At 69.6% G+C, this 24,955-nt stretch carries 25 protein-coding genes; 11 read left to right on the top strand and 14 right to left on the bottom strand.

The annotated features are described in order from the left end of the window. Nucleotides 1-93: 93 nt before the first annotated feature. The 6 genes from BM004_RS30090 to BM004_RS30065 form a co-directional block, all read right to left on the bottom strand. Nucleotides 94-858: an alpha/beta fold hydrolase gene (locus tag BM004_RS30090; RefSeq protein ID WP_093218873.1), complete on the bottom strand. Its 765-nt coding sequence runs from the start codon at nucleotides 856-858 to the stop codon at nucleotides 94-96. Beyond that, the gene (locus tag BM004_RS30085; RefSeq protein ID WP_371271103.1) at nucleotides 855-2,048 is read right to left on the bottom strand and encodes an MFS transporter; all 1,194 of its coding nucleotides are present in this window, start codon (nucleotides 2,046-2,048) and stop codon (nucleotides 855-857) included. The genes BM004_RS30090 and BM004_RS30085 overlap by 4 nt, the downstream gene beginning before the upstream one ends. A 50-nt stretch (nucleotides 2,049-2,098) precedes the next feature. Next, nucleotides 2,099-2,563: a carboxymuconolactone decarboxylase family protein gene (locus BM004_RS30080; RefSeq protein WP_093218870.1), complete on the bottom strand. Its 465-nt coding sequence runs from the start codon at nucleotides 2,561-2,563 to the stop codon at nucleotides 2,099-2,101. Then, on the bottom strand, nucleotides 2,560-3,792 hold the full coding sequence (gene pcaB / locus BM004_RS30075) for a 3-carboxy-cis,cis-muconate cycloisomerase (RefSeq protein WP_093218868.1): 1,233 nt from the start codon (nucleotides 3,790-3,792) through the stop codon (nucleotides 2,560-2,562). Before pcaB ends, BM004_RS30080 begins: the two co-directional genes overlap by 4 nt. A 160-nt stretch (nucleotides 3,793-3,952) precedes the next feature. Beyond that, nucleotides 3,953-4,786, bottom strand: coding sequence for a shikimate dehydrogenase family protein (locus BM004_RS30070; protein ID WP_093131850.1), 834 nt, complete (start codon nucleotides 4,784-4,786; stop codon nucleotides 3,953-3,955). 27 nt (nucleotides 4,787-4,813) lie between these two features. Then, nucleotides 4,814-5,737: a shikimate dehydrogenase family protein gene (locus BM004_RS30065; protein WP_093218997.1), complete on the bottom strand. Its 924-nt coding sequence runs from the start codon at nucleotides 5,735-5,737 to the stop codon at nucleotides 4,814-4,816. A gap of 200 nt (nucleotides 5,738-5,937) precedes the next feature. Here BM004_RS30065 and BM004_RS30060 point away from each other — a divergent pair, with 200 nt between their 5' ends. The 6 genes from BM004_RS30060 (at nucleotide 5,938) to BM004_RS30035 (ending at nucleotide 11,700) form a co-directional block, all read left to right on the top strand. Beyond that, on the top strand, nucleotides 5,938-6,771 hold the full coding sequence (locus tag BM004_RS30060; RefSeq protein WP_093218867.1) for an IclR family transcriptional regulator domain-containing protein: 834 nt from the start codon (nucleotides 5,938-5,940) through the stop codon (nucleotides 6,769-6,771). Nucleotides 6,772-6,779: 8 nt separating this feature from the next. Next, nucleotides 6,780-7,457, top strand: coding sequence for a BRO1 domain-containing protein (locus tag BM004_RS30055; RefSeq protein ID WP_143072559.1), 678 nt, complete (start codon nucleotides 6,780-6,782; stop codon nucleotides 7,455-7,457). A gap of 66 nt (nucleotides 7,458-7,523) precedes the next feature. Continuing rightward, nucleotides 7,524-8,543: a Bug family tripartite tricarboxylate transporter substrate binding protein gene (locus tag BM004_RS30050; protein WP_093218864.1), complete on the top strand. Its 1,020-nt coding sequence runs from the start codon at nucleotides 7,524-7,526 to the stop codon at nucleotides 8,541-8,543. 25 nt (nucleotides 8,544-8,568) lie between these two features. Then, nucleotides 8,569-9,234 (top strand): response regulator, encoded by a 666-nt coding sequence (locus BM004_RS30045; protein ID WP_093131842.1) that lies wholly within the window; start codon nucleotides 8,569-8,571, stop codon nucleotides 9,232-9,234. Then, nucleotides 9,235-10,674 (top strand): sensor histidine kinase, encoded by a 1,440-nt coding sequence (locus BM004_RS30040; RefSeq protein ID WP_256220115.1) that lies wholly within the window; start codon nucleotides 9,235-9,237, stop codon nucleotides 10,672-10,674. It abuts the gene before it with no gap. 12 nt (nucleotides 10,675-10,686) lie between these two features. Next, nucleotides 10,687-11,700: a Bug family tripartite tricarboxylate transporter substrate binding protein gene (locus BM004_RS30035; RefSeq protein WP_093218862.1), complete on the top strand. Its 1,014-nt coding sequence runs from the start codon at nucleotides 10,687-10,689 to the stop codon at nucleotides 11,698-11,700. Between the two features lie 49 nt (nucleotides 11,701-11,749). Here BM004_RS30035 and BM004_RS30030 read toward each other — a convergent pair whose 3' ends face one another. Continuing rightward, nucleotides 11,750-12,466, bottom strand: coding sequence for a hypothetical protein (locus BM004_RS30030; protein WP_093131838.1), 717 nt, complete (start codon nucleotides 12,464-12,466; stop codon nucleotides 11,750-11,752). A gap of 126 nt (nucleotides 12,467-12,592) precedes the next feature. Here BM004_RS30030 and BM004_RS30025 point away from each other — a divergent pair, with 126 nt between their 5' ends. The 5 genes from BM004_RS30025 to BM004_RS30010 all read left to right on the top strand — a co-directional run bounded on the left by BM004_RS30025 (nucleotide 12,593) and on the right by BM004_RS30010 (nucleotide 15,957). After that, on the top strand, nucleotides 12,593-12,997 hold the full coding sequence (locus BM004_RS30025) for a DUF6194 family protein (protein WP_093218861.1): 405 nt from the start codon (nucleotides 12,593-12,595) through the stop codon (nucleotides 12,995-12,997). Between the two features lie 300 nt (nucleotides 12,998-13,297). Further along, nucleotides 13,298-13,432, top strand: a complete 135-nt coding sequence (locus tag BM004_RS42130) for a hypothetical protein (protein ID WP_256220114.1) — start codon at nucleotides 13,298-13,300, stop codon at nucleotides 13,430-13,432. Then, nucleotides 13,414-14,139 carry a dienelactone hydrolase family protein gene (locus BM004_RS30020; RefSeq protein ID WP_218152745.1) on the top strand — a complete coding sequence of 242 codons (726 nt, stop codon included), beginning with the start codon at nucleotides 13,414-13,416 and terminating at the stop codon, nucleotides 14,137-14,139. Before BM004_RS42130 ends, BM004_RS30020 begins: the two co-directional genes overlap by 19 nt. Nucleotides 14,140-14,166: 27 nt before the next feature. Next, nucleotides 14,167-15,393 carry a PQQ-dependent sugar dehydrogenase gene (locus BM004_RS30015; protein ID WP_093218859.1) on the top strand — a complete coding sequence of 409 codons (1,227 nt, stop codon included), beginning with the start codon at nucleotides 14,167-14,169 and terminating at the stop codon, nucleotides 15,391-15,393. Nucleotides 15,394-15,687: 294 nt separating this feature from the next. Beyond that, nucleotides 15,688-15,957, top strand: coding sequence for a hypothetical protein (locus tag BM004_RS30010; RefSeq protein ID WP_371271041.1), 270 nt, complete (start codon nucleotides 15,688-15,690; stop codon nucleotides 15,955-15,957). A 330-nt stretch (nucleotides 15,958-16,287) separates the two neighbouring features. Here the strand turns inward: BM004_RS30010 and BM004_RS30005 are convergent, their stop codons facing one another. From BM004_RS30005 to BM004_RS29975, 7 genes are all read right to left on the bottom strand, one after another. Next, nucleotides 16,288-16,938, bottom strand: coding sequence for a hypothetical protein (locus BM004_RS30005; RefSeq protein ID WP_093218858.1), 651 nt, complete (start codon nucleotides 16,936-16,938; stop codon nucleotides 16,288-16,290). A gap of 85 nt (nucleotides 16,939-17,023) precedes the next feature. After that, nucleotides 17,024-18,247: an ROK family transcriptional regulator gene (locus BM004_RS30000; RefSeq protein WP_093218856.1), complete on the bottom strand. Its 1,224-nt coding sequence runs from the start codon at nucleotides 18,245-18,247 to the stop codon at nucleotides 17,024-17,026. Next, nucleotides 18,240-19,046 carry an ATP-binding cassette domain-containing protein gene (locus BM004_RS29995; protein WP_093131827.1) on the bottom strand — a complete coding sequence of 269 codons (807 nt, stop codon included), beginning with the start codon at nucleotides 19,044-19,046 and terminating at the stop codon, nucleotides 18,240-18,242. The genes BM004_RS30000 and BM004_RS29995 overlap by 8 nt, the downstream gene beginning before the upstream one ends. After that, on the bottom strand, nucleotides 19,046-20,005 hold the full coding sequence (locus BM004_RS29990; RefSeq protein ID WP_093131825.1) for an ABC transporter permease: 960 nt from the start codon (nucleotides 20,003-20,005) through the stop codon (nucleotides 19,046-19,048). Before BM004_RS29990 ends, BM004_RS29995 begins: the two co-directional genes overlap by 1 nt. Before the next feature lie 63 nt (nucleotides 20,006-20,068). Beyond that, complete coding sequence (locus BM004_RS29985; RefSeq protein ID WP_093131822.1) at nucleotides 20,069-21,070, bottom strand: sugar ABC transporter substrate-binding protein; 1,002 nt, start codon at nucleotides 21,068-21,070, stop codon at nucleotides 20,069-20,071. 331 nt (nucleotides 21,071-21,401) lie between these two features. Then, complete coding sequence (locus BM004_RS29980; protein WP_143072558.1) at nucleotides 21,402-21,806, bottom strand: VOC family protein; 405 nt, start codon at nucleotides 21,804-21,806, stop codon at nucleotides 21,402-21,404. Next, nucleotides 21,803-24,955 (bottom strand): RHS repeat-associated core domain-containing protein (locus BM004_RS29975; RefSeq protein ID WP_143072557.1); only part of this gene is annotated, 3,153 nt, incomplete at its 5' end. The genes BM004_RS29975 and BM004_RS29980, both read right to left, overlap by 4 nt.

Below are 24,955 nucleotides of genomic sequence, written 5' to 3'. Positions count from 1 at the left end.
TTCAGAGGCCATTTGATCGATCATCGATCACGCGCGTTCATCATTCGTACGAAATACGGGATACACCTAGGGCCGCCGGCCGGCCCAGGGCCCTCAAAGACTGCGCCAGAAGTCGATCAGCAGCTGCGAGAGCTCCACCGGCCGCTCCACCGCGCTCAGGTGTGCGGCGTCCATGGTGGCCAGCCGCGCGCCCGGAATGGCGGTGGCCATGGCCTCGGACATGGCCAGCGGCGTGGCCTCGTCCTGCAGCCCGCCGACCACCAGCGTGGGCACGGCGAAGCGGCGGTTGCTCTCGCGGAAGTCGATGGCGGCCACGGCGTTGCAGCTCTCGATGTAGCCCTGCGCGTCGGTGCGCACCAGCGTGTCGTGCAGCGCCTTGGCGGCGGCCGCGCCCTCGGGCGTGCCCACGTAGGCCGGCGTGAGCCAGCGCGCCACCGCGCCGGGCGCGACGGCGGCCACGCCCTTGGCGGCCACCGTCTCGGCGCGCGCGCGCCAGGGGGCCTGGTCGGGGTAGTGGGCGGCCGAATTGGCGATGACCACCGTCTTCAGCAGCTCGGGGTGGCGCACGGCCAGCGCCTGCGCGGTCATGCCGCCCATCGACAGCCCGACGAAGTGCACCGGCTCGCCGCCCGTCTCGCGCCGGATGAGCTCGGCCGCGTCCTGCGCCAGCGTCTCGATGCGCAGCGCGCCGGGCACCACCTCGGAGGCGCCGTGGTTGCGGTGGTCGTAGCGCAGCACGGTGTGGGCGCGCGCCAGCTGCGCGGCCACGCCGTCCCACATGTGCAGGTCGCACCCCAGCGCATGGCTGAGCACGACGAAGGGGCCGGAGCCCTCGCGAACGACGTTCAAACGGGTCATGGTGCGGGTTCCTTTGATGGAGGTGAAGGATGTGAAGGAGGTTGAGGGTGCTGCAGGCGCGGCAGCCAGAAAAACGCGATGGCCATCAGCACGCAGCCGGCCAGCAGCATCGGCAGGACCATGGGCCAGGCGCCGTTCGAATACCCGGCATCGACGAAGCGCGCGGCCAGCTGTCCCACGCAGAACGCGACCATCATCATGCCGAAGCCCGACCACGACACGGCCCGCCCCGCCAGGTGCGGCAGGTCGCCCACGGCGCCGGCCTGCCCGCAGGGCTGGTGGATGCCGTGGCCCAGGCAGTACACCGCGTGGCCCACCAGCAGCGGCACCGCGCTCAGCGGCAGCAGCAGGCAGCCCAGCGCCTGGATCACCGGGCCCGCCAGGCTCAGCGAGGCGCCCAGGCGCACGGTGCGCACCGGCCCGTAGCGCCGCAGCAGCGTGCGGCACATGGTGGTGCTGAAGATGTAGACCAGCGAGCCGCCCGCCGGGATCCAGCCGTACCACGCGGGCGACCAGCCCAGGTAGCCGATGTAGACCATCGGCGACAGCAGCAGGAAGCAGAAGAGCCCGCCGTAGGTGGTGGCCGCCACCGACGCCCAGGCGCGGAACGAGCGGCTGGCGAACACGGCGCGCGTGCTGCCGCGCGGCGCGGACGATTCACCCGTCAGCGGTTGCCGCGTTTCGCCGAACGCATGCCAGCACAGCGCGAACAGCACCGAGGCGTAGAGCGCCATCGCCACCATCACCCAGCGCCAGCCCGCGCCCTGCACCAGCCATGCGCCCAGCAGCGGGGCCACCAGGCCGACCACGCCCAGCCCGGTGAGGCCGCGCGCCATCACGTGCGGGCCTTCGTGCGCGGGGTACAGGTCGCGCACGGCCGCGCGCGAGCACACGAGGATGGCCGCCATCGAGAAGCCCTGCAGCGTGCGCCAGCCCGCCAGCAGCGCCACGCTGCCCGCGAACGCGCCGCCCAGCGCCGCGACGGCGTAGCAGCCCAGCCCCGCCAGCAGCACCGGCCGGCGCCCGAAGCGGTCGGCCAGCGGGCCGCACAGCAGCTGCGCAAAGCCGAAGGCCAGCACGAACAGCGTCAGGCTGGTGCTGGCCGAGCCGAGCTCCTTCGCAATGGCGGGGAGCGCGGGAAGATAGCTGTCGGTGGCCACCGGCTGCGCCGCCAGCAGCAGCGGCAGCATCAGGGTGAAGCTGACGTCGAACCGGCCCTTCTTGCGGGCGTCCGGCGCGCTCACCTGGAGGCGGGCTGGGGTGATTGGGGTGCGGCCGCCGCCAGCAGGCCCTTCTCGCGCAGGATGCCGGTGGCAATGCCGAAGGCGTGGTTGGCCACCGGCACGCCGCAGTAGATGGCGGCCATCATGATCACTTCCTTGATGTCCTCGGGCGTCAGGCGCGACTCGGGCGGGCCGTCGAGCGCGGCGCGCACGTGCATCGCGAACTCCTCGTAGGCGTGGATGCCCAGCATCATCGACAGCACCATGTAGCGGCGCGTCTTGTCGCCCAGCGCGGGGCGGCCCCAGATGTCGTTCCACGCGTGGCGCGTGATGAGCTCCTGGAACTCGGCGTTGAACTCGTTGCGGTTGGCGAGCGACTTGTCGACCCAGGCGTCGCCCAGCACGCGGCGGCGGTTCAGGAGGCCGGATTCGTAGCCGTCGGCCGGCACGTCGGGTGTTGCGGGAAATTCGGGGGCGGTCATTTCGAGGGTTCCTTGTGTTCTCTGTGTTCTTCGTGTTCGGTCAGCCGGGCCTGCAGCGCCTTCACTTCGGCGAGCGCGGTCTGCCCGGCGTTGTGCGCGAGCGCGGGGTCGAACCATTCGTCGGCCGCGTCGCGCGGGAGTTCGGCGCGCAGCCGGTCGATGTTGGCGCGCATGCGCGCGGCGTCCACCTGCAGGCCGGGCAACGCGCCCGCCATGGCGCGCACGCTGCCGTGCGCCGACATCAGCAGCTGGGGCCACTCGCCCAGCTCGGCCTGCCAGGCGCCGAGCGCGCGCTCGTGCTGTTGCGGCATGGCGCCGAGCAAGGCGGCCACGCGCTGCGGCGCGCGGTGCGCGGCGGCAATGGCCACCATCGAGGCCACCGGGTTGCGCTTGTGCGGCATGGCCGACGAGCCGCCACGCCCGGGCTCGCTGGGCTCGGCGACCTCGGCCACTTCGTACTGGCCGAGCAGCGCGATGTCGACCGCGATCTTGCCGAGGCTGCCCGTCATCAGGCCGAGCTCGCAGCCCAGCGCCACCCATTCGTCGCGCTGCGTGTGCCAGGTGGCGCCGGGGTCGCCCAGGCCCAGTTCCTTGGCCATGCGCTTGCGCACCGCCGCGCCCTGCCCCCCCATCTGCGCCAGCGTGCCGACGGCACCGCCCAGCTGCAGCTGCAGCGCGTGCCTTGCGGCCTCGCGCAGGCGGATGCGGCTGCGCACCAGCGGCGCGGCCCAGCCGGCGCACTTGAAGCCGAAGCTGGTCACGGAGGCCGGCTGCATCAGCGTGCGCGCGAGCATCGGCGTTTCGGCGTGCGTGACGGCCAGGCGCAGCAGCGCGTCGGCGGCCTTGGCCAGGTCGGTCTCGACCAGCGCCACGGCCTCGCGCGTGACCAGCGCCATGGCGCTGTCGATCACGTCCTGGCTGGTGCTGCCGAAGTGCACGAAGGGCGCGGCCTCGGCATTGAACAGGCCCACGGCTTCGCGCAGCGCCTTCACCAGCGGAATGGCGACGCTGCCGGCACGCCCGCTTTCGCGCACGATCTTGGCCACGTCGAACAGCTCGACCTTGCAGCTGCTCACGATCGAGTGGGCGGCGCTTTCGGGAATCAGCCCTTCGGCGGCCTGCGCGCGCGCCAGCGCGGCTTCGAAGCGCAGCATGGCGTCGACGAACGCGCGGTCGCTGAAGGCGCCCAGCGTTTCGGAGGTGGAGAGGAAGCCTTCGAAGATGCTCATGTCAGGTCTTTTTTCTTTCTCCCTCTCCCTTGGGGAGAGGGTTGGGGTGAGGGGCCGCAGCCTTCGCGAGGCCACGACCGGTGATGAGGCCGCCGGCCTTCACCCCCGGGGAGAGGGGCAAGGCAAGGCAGGGCTGGCCTGGGCTTCATCCATATTTCAATCAGTATTTCAGCTGGGCCACGGCGCGCAGTTCGTCGGGCGACGCGGTGCCGAAGCCAAAGAACTCCAGGTACGCCGGAATCATCTCGAACAGCATGTCGGTGCCCACCTGCACCGCGCAGCCCTTGGCCTTGGCGGCCTGCAGCAGCGGCGTGAACTCGGTCTTCATCACGACCTCGCCGACGAAGGTGGCGGGGTCGATGCGGTCGATGTCGAAGGGCAGCGGGTCGCCCTCCTTCATGCCGAGTGGCGTGGCGTTGACCACCACGTCGTAGCCGGCCGGGTCTTTGGAGCCCGTGTTCACCTTCATCTGCGAATAGTTCTCGCGCAGCCGCGCGGCCAGTGCATTGGCGGAAGCCTCGCTCATGTCGAACAGCATCAGCTCGGCCGCGCCGGCGGCGGCGATCGACGCGGCAATGGCCGAGCCCACGCCGCCCGTGCCCGACACCAGCACGCGCGCGCCCTTGAACAGGCGCCCCTTGCGCTCCACGCCGCGCACGAAACCCGCGCCGTCGAACTGGTCGCCCAGCAGCGTGCCGTCGGGCCGCTTCAGGATGGCGTTGCAGGCGCCCGCCACGCGCGCGGTGGGCGTCACCTCGTCGACCAGCGACATGGTCGTGACCTTGTGCGGCATGGTCACGAGCGCGCCGCGCAGGTTGCTGAATCTGAAGATCTGCGGCAGCGACGCCGCGTAGTCCTCGGGCTTCACGCCCATGGGCACGACCACCGCGTCGATGCCCTTCTGGTCGAACCAGGGGTTGTAGATCATCGGGGCCTTGAAGGCCTCGGTGGGGAAACCCAGGTGGGCGATGAGGGTGGTCTTGCCGGAGATCATGTCGGTCGTTTCTTTGGTGAAGGGGGCTCAGGCCACGCTGGGCGAGTGGTAGCGCAGGGGCTGCGCAATCTCGGCCTGCATGGCCGGCGGGTAGATGATTTCGCGCAGGAAATCGGCGTCCGCCTGCATCGCCTCGGCCGCGTCCAGGTGGCCGAAGTAGCGGAAGTAGTGCGGCATCTGCTGAATGAGCATCTCGAAGCCCGCCTGCGCATTGAGCCCGCGCGCGCGGGCCGCGCGCACCAGCGGCGTGGGCTGGTTGCGCAGAAGAATGTCGAACAGCGCCGCATGGCCGTCCATGCGCGTCACGTCGACCGGCAGCGCGTCGCCCTCGACCAGCCCGAGCGGCGTGGCGTTGATGACGAGGTCATAGCCCTCGGGCGCGTTGCTTTCCACCGCGACCACCGTCGCGTCGAAGAAGGCATTCAGCTTGGCGGCCACGCCGGCCGCCTTGCCGGCGGCCGTGTCGTGAAAGGCGATGTGCTCCGCGCCGTTCACGGTACCGCCCTCGGCCAGCGCCACGCCGATGGCCGCGGCGCTCACGCCCGCGCCGAGGATCAGCACGCGCTTGCCGCGGAACGGGATGTTGCAGTGGTCGAGCGCGCCGATCAGGCCTTCGCCGTCGAACAGGTCGCCCTCGAGCTGGTCGCCCTCGGTGCGGCGCACCACGTTGACCGAACCGGCCACGCGCCCGAACAGGCCGCAGCCGTCGAGCAGGTCGACCACCAGCGGCTTGTGCGGCGGCGCGATCACCATGCCGCGCACGTTGCGCGCGAGAAAGGCCGACTTGAAGAACATCGCGAAGTCGCGCACCGGCACCTGCATGGGCAGCAGCACCGCGTCGATCTCGTAGCGCTCGAAGGCGGCGTTGAACATGCGCGGCAGCCGCACATTGCGAACCGGGTCGCCCGGAATCAGGTATGCCTGGGTGCTGCCGCGGATGGAATGGCTCATGTGCTTGCTTCCGTTCGTCAATCGCTCGTTTCGAGGCCGGATGCCGAGCTTTATAGTCTCTTCGCTTGATCCTTGCAGCCTGCGGGGCGCTTGAACGTGCGATTATCGAACTGCAAAAATCGTCAATCGTTCAAATCTAGGGTTTTCCGGGATGCCGGAGGCGTTCACCGCAGACCCGCCCGAAGGCACACTTCCCGCCCATGACCGTCGCTGCCACTGCCACTGCCGCCGCCCTCCCCGCCGCCAAGGACACCCAGGACGACTCCGCCCCGCCCGCGGGCCTGGACAAGCGCGACTGGATCGCGGGGCTGGAGCGCGGCGTGAGCATCATCGAAGCCTTCGACGACGCCAACCCGCGCCTGACCGCCAGCCAGGCCGGCCAGCGCACCAACATGACCCGCACCGCCGCGCGGCGCTACCTGCTCACGCTGCAGCACATGGGCTACGTGGCCAGCGACGGCAAGCTGTTCTGGCTCACGCCGCGCGTGCTGCGCCTGGGGCAGTCGTACCTGGAATCGGCCCGGCTGCCGCGCGTGGTGCAGCCCTTCCTGCAGCGGGTGGCGGCCGGCACCAACGAGATCGCGTACCTCAGCGTGATGGACGGCGACGAGGTCGTCTACATCGCGCGCAACGGCCCCAACCGCAGCATGAGCACTGGCTACGTGCTGGGCGCGCGCGTGCCGGCGCAGGTCACGGCCTCGGGCATGCTGATGCTCGCGCTGCGCAGCGACGCCGAGCTCAACGCCTGGCTCACTGCGCGCCAGCTGACCGTGTTCACCTCGCACACCATCGCCAGCATGGAGCGCATGAAGCTCGAGCTGGCGCGCATCCGCGCGCAGGGCTGGGCGCTGTCGGAACAGCAGCTCGACCTGAACTCGCGCGGCATCGCGGTGCCGCTGCGCGACCGGCACGGCACGCTGGTGGGCGCGCTGAACATCACGATGCCGATGGGGCACGAGAGCTCGGAAGACGCGGTGGCCCGCGTGCTGCCGGTGCTGCGCGAGACGGCGCAGGCGATGCGCAACCTGATCTGACGCGCGGCATGGCCCATCCGCCAGGGGTGCCCACGATGCCCGACGTGCCCGACCCCCCCGACTGGGCCGCGCGAGCCGAGCCGGTGGACGACGTGCGCATCGACGTCGCCTTCATCGTCGAACCCTCGTTCTACTACGGCCCGTCGTCGCAGATCTCGCCCGAACAGTGGGAGACCCTGCGCGAGCCGCTGTACATGCCGGAGATTCCGGGCGCGGCACAAGGCTTCGTGCTGTCGGCCGACTGCACGGGCCGCGAAGACGCGCTGTGCCGCCACTACCGCGACCTGCTGGCCAAGGCCGCGCGGCACGGCAAGGACCCGGCCGACGGCACGCATTTCTGGAGCCGGCCGGTGGTCCACGCCCCCGGACGCTTGCTGGTGGAGTTTCCGTGGCACGACCGCTTCAGCGATGCCCGGGCCTTCCTCGAGTCGCTGGCACCCGGCACGCCCGGCGAGGTGTTTTCCGACTACGAGCAGGGCTGGTACCTCGACCTGCGGCTGCACGACGGCACGCTGTACCTGCGCAACGACGACCCCGACGAGGGCACGATCTTCCACAACCTGCGCTTCGCCTACGCGCCGGTGCGCGCGCAGGTCGACGGTGTGCTGGCGCGGGTGGAGGCGCTCATCGCCCGGCTCACGGACGCGCTGGGCCGGGACCACTGGACGCACGGCCAGCCCGACTGACAGCATTCCGACAGCATCGCCCGGGCACGATGCGCCCTTTCAAACCAAAAGCGCTGGAGACACACCATGTCCGACCTCTTTCCCCACGATGTCCCGAACGACGCCGCCCACAACCGCCGCCACTGGCTGCAGGCCGGCGGCGCCCTCGCCCTCGGCGGGCTGCTGCCCTCGCTGGCCTCGGCGCAAGACACCTGGCCCAGCAAGTCGATTCGCTTCGTCGTGCCCTTCGCGCCCGGCGGCAGCTCGGAAATCGTCGCGCGCTCGACCGCCGCCGAACTCTCGCGCACCCTCGGCCAGAGCGTGTTCGTCGACAACAAGCCCGGCGCGGCCGGCAACATCGCCATGAGCGAAGTGGCGCGCAGCACCGACCAGCACACGGTCATCCTGGGCCACATCGGCACGCTGGCGGTCAACCCGTACATCTTTGCCAAGCTGCCCTACGACCCCAACAAGGACTTCAAGCCCGTGAGCCTGCTGGCCAAGGTGCCCAGCCTCTACGTGGTGCACCCCGACGTGCCGGCGAAAAACCTGAAGGAGTTCATCGCCTACGCCAAGTCCAAGCCCGGCAAGCTCAGCTACGGGTCCGCGGGCAACGGCAGCGCAGGCCACCTGGCCTTCGAGTACCTGAAGATGACGGCCGACGTGTTCATGCTGCACGTGCCCTACCGCGGCACCGGCCCGATGGTGACCGACCTGCTCTCGGGCCGGCTCGACGCCTCGGCCATCGGTGCGGCCGCGATCATTCCGTTCATCAAGGCCGGCAAGGTGCGCTGCATCGCGACCGGCTCGGCCCATCGCCTGGCACAGTTGCCCGACGTGCCGACCGTGGCCGAGCAGGGCTTCCCGGGCTTCGAAATGACGCAGTGGTACGGCATGCTCGCGCCGGCCAACTTCACGCCCGCGCAGATGACCAAGCTCTCGGCCGAGACGATGAAGGCGGTGAAGTCGCCCGACTCGATGCAGCGCCTGACGGCCGATGCGGCCGAGGCCGTGGGCGGCACGCCGGAGCAGTTCGCGCAGTTCATCGCGGCCGAGCAGAAGCGCTGGCAGAAGGTGATCGCAAGGGCAAACATCAAGCCGGATTGATGGGCGCAGGCCCTAGCATCGCGCCATGCGCATCCTGCTGGCCGAAGACGAACACACCCTGGGCACCTGGCTCTGCAAGGCGCTCGAGCACGCGGGCATCCAGGTCGAATGGGTGGACGACGGGCGCCTGGCCGACCGGGCGCTGCAGCAGCGCGACCACGACGCGCTGGTGCTCGACCTGGGCCTGCCGGGCATGGACGGCCACACGGTGCTGCAGCGGCTGCGCGAACGCGACCAGCGGCTGCCCGCGCTCATCCTCACCGCGCGCGATTCGCTGAACGAACGCGTGGCCTCGCTCAATGCGGGGGCGGACGACTTTCTTGCCAAGCCCTTCGCGCTGGCCGAACTCGAAGCGCGGCTGCACGCGCTGGTGCGCCGCGCGCGCGGCGTGGAACATCCGCGCCTGGCCTGCGGCGCGCTGGTGTACGACGGCGCGCGCCGGCATTTCACGCTGAACGGCGAGGCGCTGGCGCTCTCCCCGCGCGAGCTGGCCGTGCTGCGCGTGCTGGTGCAGCGCAGCGGCGAGCCGCTGTCGAAGCAACAGATACTGGAGCGCGTGTTCTCCGACGACGAAGAGGTGCACCCCGAGGCGGTCGAGGTCTTCGTCTACCGGCTGCGCAAGCGGCTGGACGGCAGCGGCGTGCGCATCGTGACGCTGCGCGGGCTGGGCTATGTGCTGGAAGCCGACTGAGTGAGCGTGCGCCCGCCGACCTTGCGATGCCGTGAGCGGCTCCAGCGCGCGAGCCTGTGGCAGCGCCTTGCGCTGCTGCTGTTCCCTGCACTGCTGATCGTGACCGGCCTGGAGCTGTGGATGACGCGTCACGACGCGCTCGCCGCCGCCAACGCGGCCTACGACCGCTCGCTGCTGGGCGCGCTCAAGTCCATCGACGCCAACATCTCGACCGCCTCGGGCGGCCTGTCGGTCGAGCTGCCGTACACCATGTTCGAGTTCTTCGAGCTCACGGCCAGCGGGCAGGTGTTCTTTCGCGTCTCGACCTCCGACGGACTGGTGGAGCTGGGCAGCGCCGACCTGCCCGCGCCGCCCGCCGAACTGGCGATGGGCGTGCCGGCCTTCTACGACGCAACCTACTTCGGCGAGGCCGTGCGCCTGGCCGCCTACCGGCGCGACCTGGACCGCGCGCCGGCCGGCAGCACCGGGCGCAGCGTGCTGATCCAGGTCGGCGAGAGCACGCGCTCGCGCCAGGAGTTCAGCGCGCGCTTCGTGCGCAGCGCGGCGCTGCGCGACGCCCTGGTGCTGGCCATGCTGCTGTGCGGCACCGCGGTGGCGCTGGCGACTGCGCTGCGGCCGTTGTCGCGCCTTGCGCGCGAGGTGCAGGCGCGCACGCCCGACGACCTCACGCGCATCGCCGAGACCGACCTGCCCGCCGAAGTGCGCCCGCTGGTGGCCGCCGTCAACCAGCAGATGTCGCGCACGCAGGACCTGGTGACGCAGCAGCGCCAGTTCCTGGACGACGCCTCGCACCAGCTGCGCACGCACCTCACCACGCTGCAGATGCAGGCCGACTACGCACGCCGCGAGCAGGACCCGGCGCAGGTACAGGTGGCGCTCGACGCGCTCGGCACCGAAATCGGCCGCGCCACGCGCAGCGCGCAGCAGCTGCTGGCGCTGGGCCGCAGCGACACGGTGCTGGTGGAGCCCGCCGCGTTCGACATGGCCGCGCTGCTGCGCGAAGTGGCGGTCGACCTGCTGCCGCTGGCGCGCGCCAAGCGGATCGACCTGGGCATCGACCTGGGCATTCATTCACCGACGCCGGAGTTCCTCGCCGTGGCCGACCGCGGGCTGATGCGCGAAGCGCTGAGCAACCTGGTGACCAACGCCATCACCTACACGCCGGCCGAGGGCACCATCACGCTCTTTGCGGCCGGCGACGCGGCGGGCTGGAGCCTCAACGTCGAGGACGACGGGCCGGGCCTGAGCGACGAAGAACGCGCCGCGCTGGGCCAGCGCTTTCGCCGCGGCGCGCGCGCGGGCAAGGGCGGCTTCGGGCTCGGGCTGGCCATTGCGCGCTCCATCGCGCAGCGGCACCAGGGCGAGCTGCGGCTCGAGGCACGCGAGGCCGGCCCGGGGCTGCATGCGATCATCTGGTGGCCGCGCCCGGCTGTCGCCTGACAGGCCCGCCCCATGCAAATTCCATTCACCCGCCGCCACGCACTTCGCGCGCTGTCCGCGCTGCTGACGCCGCTGGCCGGCACGCGCGCGATGGCCGCGGGCGACCCTTCCGAAGACGCCGCCGACTGCGTGATTCCCGCCAAGGCCGGCGGCGGTTTCGCGCTGACCTGCGCCCTGGCGCGCGATGCACTGCAGGCCGTGCGGCCCGCGCGCCCACCGCTGGCCCAGCGCTACCTGCCGGGCGGCATCGGCGCGGTCGCGTTCGACCGCATCGCCACCGGCAAGCTCGGCGGGCCGGGCACGCTGGTGGCTTTTTCGAGCGGCTCGCTGCTCAACCTGGCGCAGGGCCGCTTCGGGCCGCACCCGCCGTCCGCCGTGCGATGGATCGCCACGCTGGGCACCGACTACGGCGTGATTGCCGTGCACCGCGACTCGCCCTGCAAGCGCCTGCAGGACCTGGTCGCCGCGCTGCGCCAGGACACCTCGCGCATCGCCTTCGGCGCGGGCGGCACCGTCGGCAGCCAGGACTGGGTGAAGGCCGCGCTGCTGGTGCGCGCCGCGGGGCGCGACCACAAGGCGATGCGCTTCGTGTCCTTCGAAGGCGGCGGCGATGCGCTGGGCGCGCTGCAGGGCAAGCACGTCGATGCCTTCCCCGGCGACGCGGCCGAGGCGCTGCAGGCCATGGCGGGCGGCGCGGCGGTGCGGCTGCTCGCGGTGCTGTCGGAGAACCGCCTGGGCGGCGCGCTCACCGGCGTGCCGACCGCGCGCGAGCAAGGCGTCGACCTGGTATGGCCGACCGTGCGCGGCCTGTACCTGAGCGCCGACGTGCCCGAGGCGGCCGCGCGCGCGTGGGTCGCGGCCTTCCGCGAAGCGAGCGCCGCGCCCGGCTATGCGGCGCTGCGCGAGCAGCACGGCCTGTACCCCTTCGCGCTCACCGGTGCCGCGCTCGACGACTACGTGCAGGCGCAGATCCAGCGCTACCGCCAACTCGCCGAAGAACTCGGGCTGCGGCGCTGGAAGCCCTGAGCCGGGGCCCTAGGTCGCCGGGACGCCGGGACGCCGGGTCACCGCGCAGTCAAGGCGTGCTCGCAGGCAGGCCGGCGCGCTCGCGCACCTGCGCCGTCAGCGCGCGCGTCTGCGGCCCGTTCGCCTCCACCTTGTCGAGGAACGGCAGCAGCTCCGCCGAGTTGGCGCGCAGGGCTTCGGGCTGCGCCTCGCGCAGCACCACCAATGCGTTGACCACGCCGCTCGGGTTGCCCGCCTTGCCGCCGGCCGCGGCGATGGTCTCGGGCACCACCTTCGGGTCGCTCGACCATTGGCGCACCAGCTCGGTGGTGGCCTGGATGCGCGTCTGCTTGTTGTCGTCGAAGGCGCGCTCCAGCAGTTGCTTGCGCTTGACGTCGAGCGACGACAGCGCCTCGGTGGCGCGCGCCTTCTCCTGGTCGGTGCCCTTGGCCTGCAGCGTCTCGAGCACGCTCGTGGCCTTGAGCTTCTCGGCCAGCTGGGTCACGAACTCCTGGTCGGTGAAGGCGGCCATGGTCAGCAGCGCGGCGTCGCGCGTCTCCGGCTTCTGCAGGTGCGGAATGAACTTCTCCACCGTCTGCGCGGTGCTCAGGCGGCTCTGCATGAAGGCCACGGCCACCTGCAGCAGCGAGACCACCAGCGCCACCATCGAGATCGCGATGGTCACGCGCTGCATCTTCTTCTGCTCGAATTCCAGCTTCTCGCGCTCGAGCCGTTCGCGGTCGAGCCCCAGTTGCTTCTGCGTGGCGAGCATTTCGGCTTCGGTCATGGGCGGCAGTGTGAGCTTTCGCAGGCCGTTGCTCCATCTGCCATTGGCGGTATGCAGGCATCATGCGCATCTGGCTGTTCGACAGACCCGAAGGGCGACAGAGCGACAGCGCTTTTTTTGCAGCACATGACCGAAGACGACATCACCCAACACCTCATCGACATGCTCGGCGGTGGCCATTTCGTGGTTGCCGGCGACAACAGCTTTTTCTTTCACGGGACGGACAACAAGCTGCCGTTCGCGACCCTCGTCACGAAGGACAGCGACGCCGACAGCGCCTCGAACCTGAACCGCCCCGGCGTGTTCCGGCTCAACATCCGCACAGGCGAGCAAACCTTTCATGCACTCTTCGGCGAACAGGAACGGGCGGGCATCGACTACACCGCGCTCGACCGGCTCATGCCGCATCCGACGGAGGCCAACATGCACTGGGTGAGCGTGATCAACCCGAGCGCGAAAACCTTCGAAGCGGTGAAGCCGCTGCTCGTGGAAGCACGCAACCTGCTGGCCTCGCAGGGCAAGGGCACATAGCGGATGGGGTTCGCTCGGTTCGAGCACGGAGCTCGAGCCCGCGCGGGCTTTCTGTTCTTGTGCCGGCCTTGGTGTGTCCGTTGCATTGCTGCTGGCGGGAAGCCTGATGTGCCTGTTCGGGATTCCGAAGGATCGAAAAGAGCCGACATGAGCGCGTCGCCGGACGAACGCTCGCGGACCCCGTCGCTTCCCGGCCGACGCGGCCACGCTCAACGACCGGGAAAGACCCCTTGCTTGCTGCCCGTCGCGATTCGTGGGAAAAGCGGACCCCTGACGCAACCCCGACAAGGTAGACCCGACATGTGTGATCTGAACGACCAGGAAGAGCTCAAGAAGTACACCCGCCGCGACTTCGGCACGTGGGCCGCATCCGCCGGCCTGCTGACGGCGTTGCCCGGCGTGGCCAACGCGGGGGCGTGGCCGAACGCGAGGTGACCATCACCACGGTGGACGGCAGCTGCGACGCCTACTTTGTCGCACCCACGGCGGGCGCGGCACCCGGCGTGCTGATCTGGCCCGACGTGTTCGGCCTACGCCCGGCCTTCAGGCAAATGGGTCGGCGCCTGGCCGAATCGGGCTACAGCGTGCTGGTGGTGAACCCCTTCTACCGGCAGAAGAAAGCGCCCACCGCGGCGCAGGGCGGCCAGACGGCCATCGCCGAGGTGATGCCGCTGATGCAGGCCCTGACCCCGGCCATGCACCTGAGCGACGCCAAAGCCTTCGTGGCCTGGCTCGATGCCCAAAAAGAGGTGGACAAGGCGCGCAAGCTCGGCACCACCGGCTACTGCATGGGCGGGCCGATTGCGGTGCGTACCGCGACCGTGGCGCCCGACCGCGTGGGCGCCGTCGGCACCTTCCACGGTGCCGCCATGGTGAACGGGTCGCCCGACAGCCCCCATCGCCTGCTGGCCCAGACGAAGGCGCGCTACCTGATTGCAGTGGCCGAGAACGACGACGCCAAGGAGCCCGAAACCAAGACCACGCTGCGCACCGCGTTCGAGAGCGCGAAGCTGTCCGCCGAGGTGGAGGTGTACCCCGCAGCCCACGGATGGTGCCCGCCCGACTCACGGGTCTACGACGCAGCCCAGGCCGAGCGCGCATGGACGCGCCTGCTGGCGACATTCAACCAGGCACTGGCCTGATCGCGGCAACGGGCGGACGAGCGAAGCATGCAACTGCCGAAGTCGGGTCTCATCCCTTGCGTGCTTGTGGCGGCAACGCCCGTGCTTGCGCAGATCAACGCCGGAGCGCTTCCCGCCAGCCCAACGCCTCCCTTCAAGCTCACGAAGGTTGCGCAGTTCGACTTGCCATGGCGCATCGCCTTCCTGCCCGACGCACGCATGCTGATCACCGAGAAGAGCGGCAAGCTCTTTCTGGCGACGCCAGCGGGGCAGAAGCTCGAGGTCACGGGCGTGCCGCCGGTGCTTTATCAAGGCCAGAACGGCCTGCTCGGCGTGTACCTGGCCCCGTCCTATTCGAGCGACGGGGCCATCTACCTCACCTATTCGGAGCCCGGGCAGCAGCCGAACACATCGAGCCTGGCGCTGGCCCGTGCGACGCTGAAGCTCGGCACCGGCACCGCGTCGCTGGAGAACCTGAAGGTCGTCTGGCGCGACCCGATCAAGGGCAAAGGGGGCCAGGTCGGCGCTGCCGTGGCCTTTTCGCCGGACCAGAAATTTCTGTTCCTTACGGCCGGCGACAGGCAGCGCTTCACCCCCGCCCAGGACCCGAACCAACCGGCCGGCAAGATCCTGCGACTGACCCTGGATGGCAAGCCCGCGCCCGGCAACCCGATGGAGGGCAAGACCGGCGCACGGTCCGTTCCGGTGATCGATCCGCCAAGAGATACCGAGGCCGCCAAGACCGCACCCGTCGTGCGCACCCATGTTTTCGACGGCCCCAACCTGACGCCGTCGGAGACCTGGACATCAGGGCATCGCACGCCCTACGGCCTTGCGTTCGCGCCGGACGGCCGCCTCTGGGAGCTCGAGCACGGCCCGCGCGGCGGCGACGAGCTGAACCTGATCGAGCCGGGCAAGAACTACGGCTGGCCGCTCGTTTCCTATGCGGTGAACTACGACGGCGTGCCCATTGCCAGCCCCGACACCCGCCCCGACCTCGCCAAGCCCGCGATCTACTGGACCCCTGTGCTGGCGCCCGGCAACCTGATGTTCTACAGCGGCGCGATGTTTGCGCAGTGGAAGGGCTCGGCGTTCGCGCCTGGCCTGGTCAGCCGTGCCCTGCACCGGATCGATGTGCAAGGCGCCGTCGCGACACCGGCCGAGCACTGGACGGTCGGCTTTCGCGTGCGCGCCGTCGAGCAGGCGCCGGACGGCGCGCTGTGGTTGATCGAGGACGAGCACGAGGGCGGCTTGTATCGGCTCACGCCGAATTGACCAGCGCAGTCCGCGCAGCGCCCGCGAGCGCTTGAGGACAGCGCCCGCCGAGGTGGTCTTGCGAAGCAGGTGGCTGCCGGTGTCCGCCACACGGCCACGGCAAACGACCCGCCCGCGGTCGGTACCGCGCCGCCACCGCACCACCACACCACCGCACCACGTGGGGGATGCCCAGCCTCTGCTGCGCCGACACAACCGAAACGCGCCTACAGCCGGAGCCACCCGCCGCGTACGCTCGCCGGCGCGCAGACAGCTAGCCTGAGTGTCCCCAAGCTTCAAAGACAAGGACCTCCGATGAAGACTTCGTTCGCTTTACTCGCGGCGGCTACCGCCGCCGCATTCCTCGCCATGCCCGTCGCCGCAGACGCAAAGGGCTGCATCAAGGGTGCCGTCGTGGGCGGTGTGGGCGGGCATGTCGCAGGACACCACGGCCTGATCGGCGCCGCGGGCGGTTGCGTGGTCGGGCGGCACATGGCCAACAAGAAGGACAAGGAAGCGGAAGCGGCTGCCGCCGCCCAGCGGGCCCCGGCGGACTCATCCGGCAACACGCACGTCAAGCAGTAAGGCGAAGGCGGGCAGCGAAGGCATTGCGGACTGCGCGATCAAGACCTGGCGAGCCATGGCGCAGGCGCGGGGAAAGGCGAACGACGCGGCGGTGCCGGTGCCGTTGGCCGAGCCCGGTGCTCCAGAGCCCGCCAGCGTCGTGAAAACGCCGGTTGGTGATGCCCGGGCAAAGCACCCGAGGCGCTCGCACTGCAGCAGCGCCCCTTGGTGCGCAGGGCACCGGGTGCTCTCGGCGGCGAAAAAAAGGAGGAGCGGCGAAGCCCCGGGGGACATTCGCGCGGGGAGCACCCGATGGCCTGCGCACGCGCCCCGAACAGCGATGTAAAGAACTCAGCCCGCAGAACGCCCCAACGTGGCCAGTTTCTTCTTCGCGCTCTGCAACAGCCCCACCTTCTCGACAGCCAGCTGCGCCTTCGTATCCCCCGGCGCGATGACCTCGATGGCCGACCCGGACGCGAGCTTCGCCATCACCGCATCGCGCGGCGTCAGTCCATTGAAGCTGATGTTCGAGATCACCTGCATCTTCAGATGCCGATGGATGTTTTTGGACAGCTTCTGGCACGCCAGCGTCATCGCCACTTCGTCGGGCATCAGCTGCCCGTGCACGACCAGCAGTTCCAGCGTGCCGTCCGCGTCCTCTCCCAGGATGAAAGCGCGCACCACCGAGTCCTTGAACTTGCCGCGCAGCATCGCGCGAACCGGCTCTGCCGCGGCGAACGACTTGAACGCGATGCTGCGCAGTTCGTCATGGAAGACAAACGTGGGGTCGATAGACACGGCCTCGGCTTCGTCCGCTTTCGGCTTGTGCAGCTTCAGAATGCCGCTGCCCACAAGATGCGCCACCGTGCGCGCCACATCCTCGGAAGGCAGCTTGCAACGCTGCGCCAGCTCACTGGCAGAAAACTGCTGACCGGGCGCCGCGTAGACGACCGTCAATATCTTTTGCACCTCGGGGGCAAGAAGGAAATCTGCGGCGCTCATGTGTTCCTGGTTCCGAATGACAGGGCTGCATTATCGGGACCGCCCCGGCCCACGCCCTGAACACGCGCCCCGCCCCCACAGGTCTTCAGGCTGCCTTCAAGAACACGTCGTGGTCCGGCGCGAAGTTCGCGTGCAGCGGCAGCATCGCGCCGCCCAGCGCGCAGGCCTGCGCGCCCGCCCTGCCGCCGTGCAGCTGCGGCTGCCACAGCCCTTCCCAGTTGCACCGGTCCAGCGCGGCGCGCGTGCGTTCGAGCAGCGCCTGCAGCAGCACGCGCGACATCGAGCCGTCGACCACCACGTCGGCCAGGTCGAGCATGGCCGTGCCGCTCACGATGGCATGCGCCAGCGCCTGCGAGGCGCTGTCCAGCCACGCCAGCGTGATGGCCGCATGCGGCGGCTGCAACGCGCGCTCGTCATAAGCGGCCATTGCGTCGAGGCCTTCGGCAGTCAGGCGCTGCTCCAGCTCCCAGAGCGAGGCCTGCGCGATGAGTTGCATCGGCAACGTTCCGCCGTTGCCCGGCGGCTGCATCGGCAGCGACGCCAGCGCGCCTGCGTTGCCGTGCACGCCCGTGTGCAGGTGCGAGTTGATGACCAGCCCGCCGCCCACGAAGGTGTCGACGAAGATGTACAGAAAGCTCTTCAGGTCGTGCCCGCGTCCGCCCACCAGTTCGGCCACGCAGGCGGCCACGGTGTCGCGCGCGAAGCTCACCGGCACGTCGGTGCGCGCGCGCACCTCGCCCGCCAGGTCCATCTGGTTCCACAGGTCGGCCTGCGCCTTCGACAGGCCCAGCGTGCGGTGCCAGCCGCCGAGCTGGAACGGCGCGGCCAGGCCCGCGCCCACGTTGCGCACGGCCAGCGGGCCAAGGCCGTCGCGCAGCCGGTGGATGTGTTGCGCAATGGCGGGCAGCAGCTCGTCCACGTCGGGAAAGTCGTAGCTGATGGCGTGGCGCTCGCGCACCTGCGCGGTGAAGTCGATCAGCAGCCATTCGGCGCCGCGCCGCCCCACCTTGATGCCGATGGAGAACGCGCCGTCGGGGTTCAGCGCCAGCGGCACCGATGGCTGGCCGATGCGTCCGCGCACGCGGCTCTGCTTGACGATGAGGCCGTCTTCCTCCAGCCGCGCGGTGATGAGACCGATGGTCTGCGCGCTGAGCCCGGTCAGCCGCGCGAGGTCGGCCTTGGGCAGGCTGGTGTGAACGCGCAGGGCCTGCAGCACCGTGCGTTCGTTGAACTGGCGCATGCCGACCTGGTTGGACCCGCGGGGCCGCAACAGGTCGGGCATGCGCACAGGGGTGTCCGCATCAGGCATGCGCCTCCGCGGGCAACTGGTCGGCCGTCATGGCGCCGGTCATCACGGCGACGGTGTCGCTCATGCTGATCTTCTTCGGGTCGAGCACGGCCGCGCGCTTGCCCAGCCGCGCCACGTGGATGCGGTCGGCCACCTCGAACACGTGCGGCATGTTGTGGCTGATGAGCACCACGGGCAGGCCGCGGTCGCGCACGCGGCGGATCAGCTCCAGCACCATGTTGCCCTCCTTCACGCCGAGCGCGGCGGTCGGCTCGTCCATGATGACCACGTGCCGCGCGAAGGCCGCGCTGCGCGCCACGGCCACGCACTGGCGCTGGCCGCCCGAGAGCGTTTCGACGGCCTGCGTCATCGACTGGATGCCCACCTTCAGGTCGGCCATGCGCGCGGCGCTTTCCTGCAGCATCTTCTTCTTGTCGAGCATGCGCAGCACGTTGCCCAGGAAGCCCGGGCGGCGCAGCTCGCGGCCGAGGAACAGGTTCTCGTAGATGGTCATGGCCGGGGCAACGGCCAGGTCCTGATACACGGTCTCGATGCCCGCGCGGCGTGCGTCCAGCGGGTTGCGAAACTGCACCGGCTTGCCGTCGAGCAGGATCTGCCCTTCGTCGGGAACCACCGCGCCCGACAGCGCCTTGATGAGCGAGGACTTGCCCGCGCCGTTGTCGCCGATCACCGCGAGGATCTCGCCCTCGCGCAGCTCGAAGTCGACGCCGTCGAGCGCCGTGACCTGGCCGTAGCGCTTCACCAGGCCCTTGGCCTGCATCACGATCTTGGCGGACCGCGGGTTTGCAGCGGTGTTCATCAGCGTGCCCCCCTGCGCGAAAGCTGGTCGGCGGCCACCGCAAGAATCACCAGCACGCCCGTGACCAGCACCTGGTAGATCGACGACACGCCCATCAGCGTGAGCCCGTTGCGGAACACGCCCACGATGAGCACGCCGATCAGCGAGCCCAGCACCACGCCGCGTCCGCCGAAGAGGCTGGTGCCGCCGAGCACCACCGCCGTGATGGCGTCGAGGTTCTCGGTCTGGCCCGCGTTCGGGTCGCCCACGCCGGTGCGCGCCACCGACAGCAGCGAGGCAATGCCGTACAGCACGCCCGCGGCCACGTACACGCCCAGCAGCACGCGCTGCGTGGGAATGCCCACCAGCCGAGTGGCCTCCGCGTTGTTGCCCACCGCATAGATGTGGCGGCCCGCGCCCGTCTCGCGCAGCACGAACCACACGAGCGCGTAGAGCGCCACCATCAGCACCGAACCCCACGCCACCTCGGCGCTGCCGATGGTGAAGGTGGTGCCCAGCCCCGTGAGGCCCGCGGGCAGGTCGGTGATGGTCTGCGACGACGAGTACAGCTGCGTGATCGCGAAGGCGATGTTCAGCGTGCCCAGCGTCACGATGAAAGGCGGCAGCTTGATGCGCGTGACCAAGAGGCCGTTGAGCAGGCCGAACAGCGTGGTCACGCCGATGCCGCACAGGATGGCCACCGGCACGGGCAGGCCGAGCTCGGTGGCGAACTTGCTCATGATGATCCCGCCCAGCGCCATCACCATGCCGCACGACAGGTCGATGCCCGCCGTGAGGATGATCAGCGTCTGGCCGATGGCGATCACGCCCACCACCATCACCTGCTGAAGAATCAGCGAGAGGTTGCCGCCCGTGAGGAAGCGGTCGGACTGGGTTGCAAAGAAGATGCACGCGCCGAGCAGGGCCAGCCACGGCCCGAGGGCGCCCCACGGGATGTGGTGCTTGGAAGACTTGGCCATGGCGGGTCCTGGGTACTTGAATGCGGGGGCTTTGGTTCTAGATGCCGGTGCCGGTGCGCCGGATCACTTCTTGCCCCAGCACAGCTCGGCACCGGTCTTGGTGTCCTTGCTGTCGACGCCCGCCACGCTCTTGCCGGCGATCAGCGTCACGCCGGTGTCGACGTAGCCCGAGGCCTTCTTGCCCGTCTTCGCGAACTCCACGCCCGCGGCCACGCCCATGGCGGCCATCTTCAGCGGGTACTGCTGCGAGGTCGCGGCGATGATGCCGGCGTTGGTGTCCTTGATGCCCTGGCAGCCGCCGTCCACCGAGACGATCAGCACGCCCTTCTCCTTGCCGGCGCGCTTCAGCGCGTTGTACGCACCGGCCGCGGCGGGCTCGTTGATGGTGTAGACCAGGTTCACCTCGGGCGCCTTCTGCAGGCAGTTTTCCATCACCGTCTGCGCCTTGGCCTGGTCGCCGTAGCTGTCGGCCATGCAGACGATCTCGGGCGACTTCGACAGCTCGTTCGACTTGGCCTCGTTGGCCGGCAGGCCGAAGCCCTTCATGAAGCCGTTGTGGCGCTGCGCGCCCACCGGGTGGCCCGGCAGCAGGTCGAGCGCGACGATCTTGGGCGTCTTGCCGGCCATGGCGGCCTTGGCGTATTCGCCGATCAGCACGCCGGCCGTGTAGTTGTTGGTGGCGAAGAGCGCGTCGGTCGCGTCCGGCGGATCGGCCGGGCTGTCGAGCGCGATCACCATCACGCCCTTGTCGCGCGCCTTCTTGATGGCCGGCACGATCGCCTTGGCGTCGCTGGGCGTGATGAGGATGGTCTTGGCGCCCGCGGCAATCATGTTTTCCATCGCGGTGATCTGCCCCGCGTTGTCGCCGTCGGCCTTGCCCGCGCCCGACAGCAGCTTGGCACCGAGCTTCTTGGCCTCTTCCTGCGCGCCTTCTTTCATCTTCACGAAGAAGGGGTTGGTCTCGGTCTTGGTGACCAGGCCGATGACGGGCTGGTCGGCAGCGGACGCAGCCACTGCGACGAGGGACATGGCCGCCATGGCCAGGATGGAACGGGTGCCGAACATGGTTTGTCTCCTTGAGCGGGCGGCGAGGCGCCTGCGGTCTTTTGGAACCGGATCGCTCGGGCTTTGCTGAAACTGAAAGCCTCGACGTCCGGGCGCAGGGCGACTATCGGCCAGGAAAGCGACTAAATCAAGATGATTTAGTTATCGAAAACCCGGAGGTCGGGAGTAGCAGGCTCGGCGGGCAAAGTGCTGCCCGAGGGTGGCGCCGGAGGCCTTGCCGACAGTGAGGACCGGCGCGGGCCAGCCCTCGATGACGCGCGACGGCGCGCGATGGCGCGCTCGCGGGCCGCCGCGATGGCCGCGCCAGTTGCGCCTGCTGCGCCTACTGCGCTCAATCCATGTCCTGGTAGCCGCTCCACCCCGACACATCGACCCCGGCTTCGTCCTCGAAGTTTTCCGAGATCACCTCGATGAAGTTGCCCGACGGGTCCAGGAACCTCGCGAAATAGAAGCCGGGCGTGCGCGCCAGCATGTCGAACGCGACACCCTTGTCTTTCAGGCGCGCGCAGAAGCTGGGGAAGTTCTTCTCCAGAGAAAACTCGTACAGCGCCCCGCTTCTTTTCTCGCCCCGGTCGGCGTACTTGAAGCAGACCGCCAGGTTCGCGTGCCCCGGCACCCTCAAGACGCCGAGCTCCGCGTCGCGCTCGTAGCCCAGAACATCTTCGTAGAAGGTGTTCATCTGCTCGGGCATGTCCTTCTTGCGCAGCATCGGAATGTGAATGGTCAATGGCTTCATCTTCCGTACCGTCCTTTTGCCTTGGGCCGCGAGCTTTCCTTGGCGCCGTCGCGTGCCGCCACGGTGGCGCACTGGTTCGACCTGTAGACCTTCGCGCCGACCCGGCCCAGGGCCTTCTTCTCGGCCGCATAGAACGGGCTGCGGTTGGCCGCGCCGTCGATCCCGATGTCGATGAAGTCGTAGCCTTCGGCCGCACGCTGCCGCACCCACAGCGCGTTGGCGGCCACGGCCTTCTGCTCCCAGGCCTTGCTGCCGAACTTCTCCTGTGTCGCGCCGGAGGCGGTGGTGATGGGGATCCAGTCTTTCTTGATGGTCCGGAATTCGTCGCAGGGGAACTTGAGCCGCATGGCCGCAGCATAAGCTTCGACCGAGGTCTGCCCTTCGCCCAGGATCACGTACTTCTTCAGGCCCAGCGGGTCGATGAACGCGGTCGGATTCGGCGCATAGGCCATGGCATTCAGCCCGCCGGCCGGCCCGATCGGGTCTTGCGACACGAAGCGCCCGCTCTCCGGGTCGTAGTAGCGGTAGCGGCTGTAGTGCAGCCCCGTCTCCTCGTCGAAGTACTGCCCCTGGAACCGTATCGGGTTGCGCACGCCGGCCCGCCGGCCGGCCTCGGTGATGGCCTCGCGCGCCTCGCCCCAGGCCTTGTACTGCGCAGACCACGCCACCTGCCCCTCGTGGTCGGTCAGCTCCTGCGGCGTGCCCAGGTGGTCGCACTGGTAGAACGAAATCTCGCGCCGGTCGAAGGGCGCGGGCACCCGTCGCTGCGCCCCGTTCCACAACGGGTCCTGCTCGATGTCGTACACGCCGCCGTTGGCGTCCATCAACGCCTTCGTGTCCGTGGTTTCGCCCAGCAGCACGGCATGCGCCTGGCGGACCTGCAGCAGCGGCACGAACGCATCGCGCTCGTGGATGTAGTGCACGCCGAAGCCCTGGTCGCGCCCTTCGTCCTGCGCGGCGCGGCTTTGCGTGCTCTCGAACGCGAGCAGGTCGCCGTCCCAGCCGAACAGCGTCGTGGCATCGCCCGATTGCTTGGCGATGCGGCGGCCCATGGGGTCGTAGCTGAAGGTGGTGGTGGCGCCGCCCTGGTCGGTGGCCGCGGTCATGCGGTTGAAGCCGTCCCACGCGAACACGGTGCGCCAGCCGTTGCGCACGCGCTCGGTCATGTTGCCGCGTTCGTCGTAGCGGTAGCTGGTGCCGGCGTAGTTCTTCAGCAGGTTGTCCAGCAGCTTGCCGGCCGGGTGCCCGAGCGCGTCGCCGGCCGCCGGCGGCTCGGCGATGTTGCCCGCCGGATCGAAGGCGAACACCTCGCGCCCGACACGGCTGTTGGCTTCGAGCAGGCGCCCCACCGGGTCGTAGCGGTAGCCGAGCGCGCCGCGCCGGCTGTCGCCGATGCCGACGAGCTGGCCGGCCTTGTCGTAGCTGTAGCTGCGCTGGATGCCGGTGAGTTCGATGCCTCCGGGCCGGGTGCGCGAGATCTGCTGCTCGAGCAGCCGGCCCGCGGGGTCGTACTTCAGCCGCTGGCTCAGGCCGTTGCCCTGCTCGCGCGCCACCTCGCGGTGCAGGTCGTCGCGCTCGAAGCCCAGGATGTCCTGCCCGTCGAGCATCAGGCCGTGTACATGGCCTGAGCCGTAGGTCAGCCATTGCGTCACGTGGCCGTCGGGCCGCACGGTGGCGACGCGCTGGTTGAGTTCGTCGTAGCGGTGCTGCCACACGGCCGTGCGCTTGCGCGCCAGGTAGTGGTGGTGCTCGCGCGTCAGGTTGCCGGCCGCGTCATGGAACCACTGCAGGCGCGCGTCGGCATTGGCCGCCTCGGTCAGGCGGCCGTCGCGGTCGTAGGCGAATCGCTCCGACTGCCCGCCGGCGCGGCGCTCGGTCAAGCGGCCCATCGAATCGAATTCGAGCTCTGTGCGCACGCCCGCCTCGATCACCCCGGCCAGCACACCGGTGGCCTCGTCGCGCAGGTACTGCGTGGTCTTGCGGTCGAAGCCGGTCTCCTCGAGCAGTCGGTCCACCGGGTCGTAGCGGAAGTTGTAGTGGCTGCCGTTCTCGTTGTGCAGTTCCGTGAGGCGGCCCAGCAGGTCCCAGTGGTAGCGCAGCGCGCGGCCTGCGGCGTCGGTGCGCCCGGCGATGAGGCCGGCGCGCGTGTAGCTGTAGCGCGTGGCACGGCCTAGCGCATCGGTGTGCGTCAGCAGGCGGCCTTCGGCGTCGTGCACGAAGTGCTCGCTGGTCTCGTCGGGCAGCACGAGTTCCTCGAGATGGCCGGCGGCGTAGCGGTAGCTGGTGGCGCCGCCCGCCGCGTCGGTGGCCTTGGCGAGGCGGCCGCGCTCGTCGTACTCCCAGTGGCTGGTCTTCGCGGAGCAGTCGGTGTAGCTGAGCAGTTGGCCGGAAGGCGAATAGGCCAGCGCCTTCACGCCGCCCTTCGCATCGGTGATGCGCACCGGCCGGCCGGCCTTGTCGTAGGCGTACGCGGTCTTGTGGCCCAGCGGATCGGTTTCTTCCGTGAGGCGGCCCTGCGCGTCGTGGTCGCGCTTCCACGCGCCGCCCTCGCCGTCGAGGATGCCCGTGAGCCGGTGCGCAGCGTCGTACTCGAAGTGCACGCGGCTGCCGTCGGCGCGCGTGTGCATCTGCAGGTTGCCGTCGGCGTCGTAGCTGTAGTCGTCGGTGCTGCCGTCGGTGTGGATGTGGCGCGTGACGTTCTTCGCGTCGTCGCGGAAGAACCACTCCTGCAGCCGGTCGGGATGAATGATGCGGTAGGTGTAGCCCTGGATGTCGTAGTAATGCCAGGTCTCTCCGCCCAGCGCATCGGTCACGTAGGTCAGGCGGATATTGCGGTCCCACTCCAGCGTGAGCGCGAAGCTGCCGTCGTCCGACCACTCGCGCACGGCCTTCGCATTGGCGCCGGTGCCGTCGTAAAGCAGGTTCATGCCGCGACCGGTGCGGTCGGTGTAGCGCGTGACGAGGTGGTGCGCGTAGGTGTAGCTCCAGCTCGCGCCGTCTTCGTCCTGCGCGGCCACGAGGTCGCGCTCGGCATCGTGCGTGTAGGCCGCAAGCTGGCGCACCACCTGGCCGTCCTTCAGCTCATGCAGCGACTGGATCAGGCCGGTCTGCATGTCGGGCCGCGTGCCCACGTGCGCCATGATCGATTC

It is taken from the genome of Variovorax sp. OK212 (assembly GCF_900112425.1).
In the GTDB taxonomy this organism is placed as follows: domain Bacteria; phylum Pseudomonadota; class Gammaproteobacteria; order Burkholderiales; family Burkholderiaceae_C; genus Variovorax.
The sequence above is the reverse complement of the archived record's forward strand: the minus strand, read 5'-3'. Positions and strand labels throughout refer to the sequence as shown.

What these genes read in the sequence shown, in the direction of transcription:
- BM004_RS30080 (WP_093218870.1), bottom strand. Translation starts at nt 2,563, where the DNA reads ATGACCGCCCCCGAATTTCCCGCAACACCCGACGTGCCGGCCGACGGC.
- BM004_RS30065 (WP_093218997.1), bottom strand. Translation starts at nt 5,737, where the DNA reads ATGAGCCATTCCATCCGCGGCAGCACCCAGGCATACCTGATTCCGGGC.
- BM004_RS30085 (WP_371271103.1), bottom strand. Translation starts at nt 2,048, where the DNA reads ATGCTGCCGCTGCTGCTGGCGGCGCAGCCGGTGGCCACCGACAGCTAT.
- pcaB (WP_093218868.1), bottom strand. Translation starts at nt 3,792, where the DNA reads ATGAGCATCTTCGAAGGCTTCCTCTCCACCTCCGAAACGCTGGGCGCC.
- BM004_RS30030 (WP_093131838.1), bottom strand. Translation starts at nt 12,466, where the DNA reads ATGACCGAAGCCGAAATGCTCGCCACGCAGAAGCAACTGGGGCTCGAC.
- BM004_RS30035 (WP_093218862.1), top strand. Translation starts at nt 10,687, where the DNA reads ATGCAAATTCCATTCACCCGCCGCCACGCACTTCGCGCGCTGTCCGCG.
- BM004_RS30015 (WP_093218859.1), top strand. Translation starts at nt 14,167, where the DNA reads ATGCAACTGCCGAAGTCGGGTCTCATCCCTTGCGTGCTTGTGGCGGCA.
- BM004_RS30060 (WP_093218867.1), top strand. Translation starts at nt 5,938, where the DNA reads ATGACCGTCGCTGCCACTGCCACTGCCGCCGCCCTCCCCGCCGCCAAG.
- BM004_RS30090 (WP_093218873.1), bottom strand. Translation starts at nt 858, where the DNA reads ATGACCCGTTTGAACGTCGTTCGCGAGGGCTCCGGCCCCTTCGTCGTG.
- BM004_RS30050 (WP_093218864.1), top strand. Translation starts at nt 7,524, where the DNA reads ATGTCCGACCTCTTTCCCCACGATGTCCCGAACGACGCCGCCCACAAC.
- BM004_RS42130 (WP_256220114.1), top strand. Translation starts at nt 13,298, where the DNA reads ATGTGTGATCTGAACGACCAGGAAGAGCTCAAGAAGTACACCCGCCGC.
- BM004_RS30045 (WP_093131842.1), top strand. Translation starts at nt 8,569, where the DNA reads ATGCGCATCCTGCTGGCCGAAGACGAACACACCCTGGGCACCTGGCTC.
- BM004_RS30010 (WP_371271041.1), top strand. Translation starts at nt 15,688, where the DNA reads ATGAAGACTTCGTTCGCTTTACTCGCGGCGGCTACCGCCGCCGCATTC.
- BM004_RS30070 (WP_093131850.1), bottom strand. Translation starts at nt 4,786, where the DNA reads ATGATCTCCGGCAAGACCACCCTCATCGCCCACCTGGGTTTCCCCACC.
- BM004_RS29980 (WP_143072558.1), bottom strand. Translation starts at nt 21,806, where the DNA reads ATGAAGCCATTGACCATTCACATTCCGATGCTGCGCAAGAAGGACATG.
- BM004_RS30025 (WP_093218861.1), top strand. Translation starts at nt 12,593, where the DNA reads ATGACCGAAGACGACATCACCCAACACCTCATCGACATGCTCGGCGGT.
- BM004_RS30055 (WP_143072559.1), top strand. Translation starts at nt 6,780, where the DNA reads ATGGCCCATCCGCCAGGGGTGCCCACGATGCCCGACGTGCCCGACCCC.
- BM004_RS29990 (WP_093131825.1), bottom strand. Translation starts at nt 20,005, where the DNA reads ATGGCCAAGTCTTCCAAGCACCACATCCCGTGGGGCGCCCTCGGGCCG.
- BM004_RS30005 (WP_093218858.1), bottom strand. Translation starts at nt 16,938, where the DNA reads ATGAGCGCCGCAGATTTCCTTCTTGCCCCCGAGGTGCAAAAGATATTG.
- BM004_RS29995 (WP_093131827.1), bottom strand. Translation starts at nt 19,046, where the DNA reads ATGAACACCGCTGCAAACCCGCGGTCCGCCAAGATCGTGATGCAGGCC.
- BM004_RS30000 (WP_093218856.1), bottom strand. Translation starts at nt 18,247, where the DNA reads ATGCCTGATGCGGACACCCCTGTGCGCATGCCCGACCTGTTGCGGCCC.
- BM004_RS29985 (WP_093131822.1), bottom strand. Translation starts at nt 21,070, where the DNA reads ATGTTCGGCACCCGTTCCATCCTGGCCATGGCGGCCATGTCCCTCGTC.